The organism is Arthrobacter sp. JCM 19049, assembly GCF_001310435.1.
Genome location: NZ_BAXF01000253.1, coordinates 1 through 3094, shown reverse-complemented (window position 1 = coordinate 3094; position 3094 = coordinate 1). Strand labels below are relative to the sequence as shown.

2 protein-coding genes and 2 pseudogenes are annotated in these 3094 nt (G+C 66.1%); 1 reads left to right on the top strand and 3 read right to left on the bottom strand.

Annotation, left to right across the window (positions count from 1 at the left end; translation table 11 throughout):
* Positions 1–310: 310 nt before the first annotated feature.
* From JCM19049_RS20160 to JCM19049_RS20150, 3 genes and pseudogenes are all read right to left on the bottom strand, one after another.
* Positions 311–739: a thiamine pyrophosphate-dependent enzyme gene (locus JCM19049_RS20160; protein ID WP_374700289.1), complete on the bottom strand. Its 429-nt coding sequence runs from the start codon at positions 737–739 to the stop codon at positions 311–313.
* On the bottom strand, positions 630–1526 hold the full coding sequence (locus JCM19049_RS23475; protein WP_374700288.1) for a hypothetical protein: 897 nt from the start codon (positions 1524–1526) through the stop codon (positions 630–632). Before JCM19049_RS23475 ends, JCM19049_RS20160 begins: the two co-directional genes overlap by 110 nt.
* A 185-nt stretch (positions 1527–1711) precedes the next feature.
* Positions 1712–1900 (bottom strand): annotated as a pseudogene (locus tag JCM19049_RS20150) (thiamine pyrophosphate-binding protein); the annotation flags it as partial.
* A 440-nt stretch (positions 1901–2340) separates the two neighbouring features.
* Here JCM19049_RS20150 and JCM19049_RS10475 point away from each other — a divergent pair.
* A pseudogene (locus tag JCM19049_RS10475) lies at positions 2341–2981 on the top strand (carbonic anhydrase).
* Positions 2982–3094: the final 113 nt, after the last annotated feature.

Here is a 3094-nt window from a genome sequence, read left to right as displayed (position 1 = left end):
CCGGCCAGGTCGGCGCCGAGCTGGCCCTGCTGTTTGGCGCTGAGGTTCACGTCGAAGGTTGCCACGCGCAGTTTGCCATCCGGTGAATCGACCCAGAGGTCCTCCAACAACTGGGCCCCGAAGGGGTAGGCCGGGTCCTCTTCAATGTCGAAGATCCCGCACTGCTGGTAGTCCACCGGTTTTGGGGTCTGCTCGGCAGCCGGGGTGGCGGGAAAGATCAGGGCGCTTCCCAGGCCAAAAGCTGCAAGGCTAACCGACAAAAACTGCACGTGGCAACCCTACGCTGAACGCGTTGGGGATTTCCAGCGGCTTAATCAGATTGTGATACCAGCTCAGCGGCGCTTTTTGCGTTGGCCTGAAGCACTTCCTCCATATAGGGGGCGCGCACCAACGGGGAAATGCGCGCATCAACCAGGCAGACGCCGTTGGCGCCTGCCCCAACCCATGCACGAACTTGCTCCAAGTCGGATACGCTCTTCACGGTGATCCCCGTGGCTCCAAAGGCGGTGGCCAGGGCGGCGAAGTCCACGGTCGGAATCAGCATTGGATCCTCGTGCAGCCCGATCGAGCCATACTGGTGGATCTCGGCCCCATAAGCGGAATCGTTATAGATCACGATGACCCCGCTGCTAACGGTCCGCACGATCGACTCCAGGTCCGAAAGGGACATCAGGAACCCGCCGTCCCCGGCGGCCAGCACCACGGTGCGCCCCTCGGCCACCGGGGCGGCGCCGACCATGGAAGCCGCGCCCAGGCCGATGGACTGGTAGGCGGTGCCCACGCAGCTCAGCGACCGGGTGCCGCTGGTGGACCAGTACATGGGGCCAACCGATGAAATGCCCGCCGTCCTGCACCAGCAGCCGGTTCTCCGGCAGGATTTCCTCCAGTTCACTGGCCACTCGACGGGGATCCAGCAGCCCATCCGCGGCCACCGGGTCACCGGCCGGGCGGGCACGTACCGCCGTTAGGTCCAGCCCGTCACAGTAGCGCCGTCCTCCGGCCCGTTCCTGAAGCAGGGGCAGCAGCTGGTCCAGGGCCTGTCCGGAGTCGGCGCTGGCAAAGACATCCACGCGCGGGCTGGTGGCGGTCGGGGCGACATCGATCTGGATGACCCGGGCCGCCGGGTCGAACAGCTGCCCGAAGCGCATCTGGAACTGGTTCAACGACGCACCGAGCACCAGCACGGTGTCGGCCTGTGCGATGAGCTGCGCCGCGGCTTCGGTGGAAAAGCCCCCTGTGATGCCAAGATCGGCGGGACGGGCCAACAGATCACGGGCCAGCAGGGTGCCGGAGCTGGTGGCCCCGAGCTTGTCGGCCAGCCGGGCCATGGGTCCGGCTGCGTCCAGGGCACCGCGGCCGTAGAGCACGTGGGGGCGTTGTGCGGCGTTGAGCAGCGCGGCAATCTGCTGCAGCTGTTCCTCGCCCAACCGCGGAGCCGGCGGGTCAAAGCTGTACTGACCCAGATCCCAGGGCCCTTCCTGGCTTGCCGGGGCAGCCGCCAGGTCGTAGGGGATCGCCAGCACCACCGGGGTGCGTTCACGCAGTGCGTGGGCTGCGGCCTGCAGGGCGGTGTGTCCGGGATTCTGGCGTCCACCGTGTAGGTCACGGCGCGTACCGCGGTGTTAATCGCCGTTTGATCCACGTCCCAGCCGCGCAGCCCACCGGTGGGCGCGTCCCCGGCTACAAAGAGCACCGGGGTGTTGGCGGCCGCGGCCTCGGCGAGCGCGGTCACGGCGTTGGTGAAGCCGGCGCCGTAGGTGGTGGAGGCGATGGCGAGTTTGCCGCTGAGCCTAAAGTGGGTGTCGGCGGCGGTGACGGTGGCCTGTTCGTGGCGAACGGCGGTGTAGTCGAAGCCCTGGCGGACCGCGGCATCCAGGAAGTGGGCGTTGCCGTTGCCCATCAATCCGAAATCTGCGGGGCGATCGGCTTCAGGCGCGGGCGATTACAGCTGAGACGCTGGACATCATGGACTCTTTTCACGAAATGCTGATTGAGAAAATTCCATATATGTCTGCCGCTACCGTTCGCTACCGGAGAGCCGTCAGCGGGTATCGCCCCTTTTGAGAGCGCCGGAAACCGCAAAACGGTTCCTGACATTCAATAGGATAAGGCATGCCGCGCGCCGAAGACCACACCCGGCCGGTGCCGCGCCGGAGCCTAGCCCCCAGCCTGGCGATGTGCAGTTTTGTGACGGCGCACCAGCCGTGTCCTGCGGTACCCCCGCCACCGAAAAGCTGACTAGGAAATTTGAGCAGAAACCGGCACCGTGCCAGTCCGGTGGCGCACTGTACGGGCTCCGGCGACGGGGCGCGGGCATCGGGCGGGGATAAACTTTGAGGTATGTCGAATCCCGCACAGCATGCCATGACCCCCACCGAAGCGTGGAAGAAGCTCACCGAAGGAAATCAGCGGTTCATCAAGGGCCACACCGAACACCCGAACCAGGACGGGGATCGACGTCAATCCCTGGTCGACGGGCAGGAGCCGTTCGCCGTGATCTTCGGCTGCTCGGACTCGCGCCTGGCCGCCGAGATCATCTTCGACGTCGGTCTGGGGGACGTCTTCGTGGTGCGCACCGCCGGCCACGTCATCGACTCGGCGAGCCTGGGCTCGCTGGAGTTCGCCGTGGACATCCTGAACATCCCGCTAATCGTGATCCTGGGCCATGACAGCTGCGGCGCGGTCACCAGCGCGATTGACTCCAAGCGCAGCGGCACCCTGCCCAAGGGGTTCATCCGCGATTTGGTCGAGCACATCACCCCGTCGGTCTTCGCGGCCGAGCGCAAAGGCTGAGCGATGTGAACTCCACCGTGGTGGAACACGTGCGGGAGACCTCCGAGCGGCTCGTGGACCGTTCACGCATCATCGCCGACGCCATCGATGAGGGACGCACCGCCGTTGTGGGCGTCACCTACCACCTGGCCGATGGAGAGGCCCAGGCGGTATCCCGCTTCGGCCTGCAGGCCCCGGTGCTGGACTAATCCTGTGGACCCCGGCTTCCCGATAGTACGGGCAGCCGGGGTCCTTTTGCCGGTGTACCGGCCGGCCGCCGTATCCTACTCGGCGCGGCCCAGCGTGTGGGCCAGCAGCTGGG

Coding starts and splice junctions, on each gene's coding strand:
- JCM19049_RS20160 (WP_374700289.1), bottom strand. CDS start 739: ATGGTCGGCGCCGCCCCGGTGGCCGAGGGGCGCACCGTGGTGCTGGCC.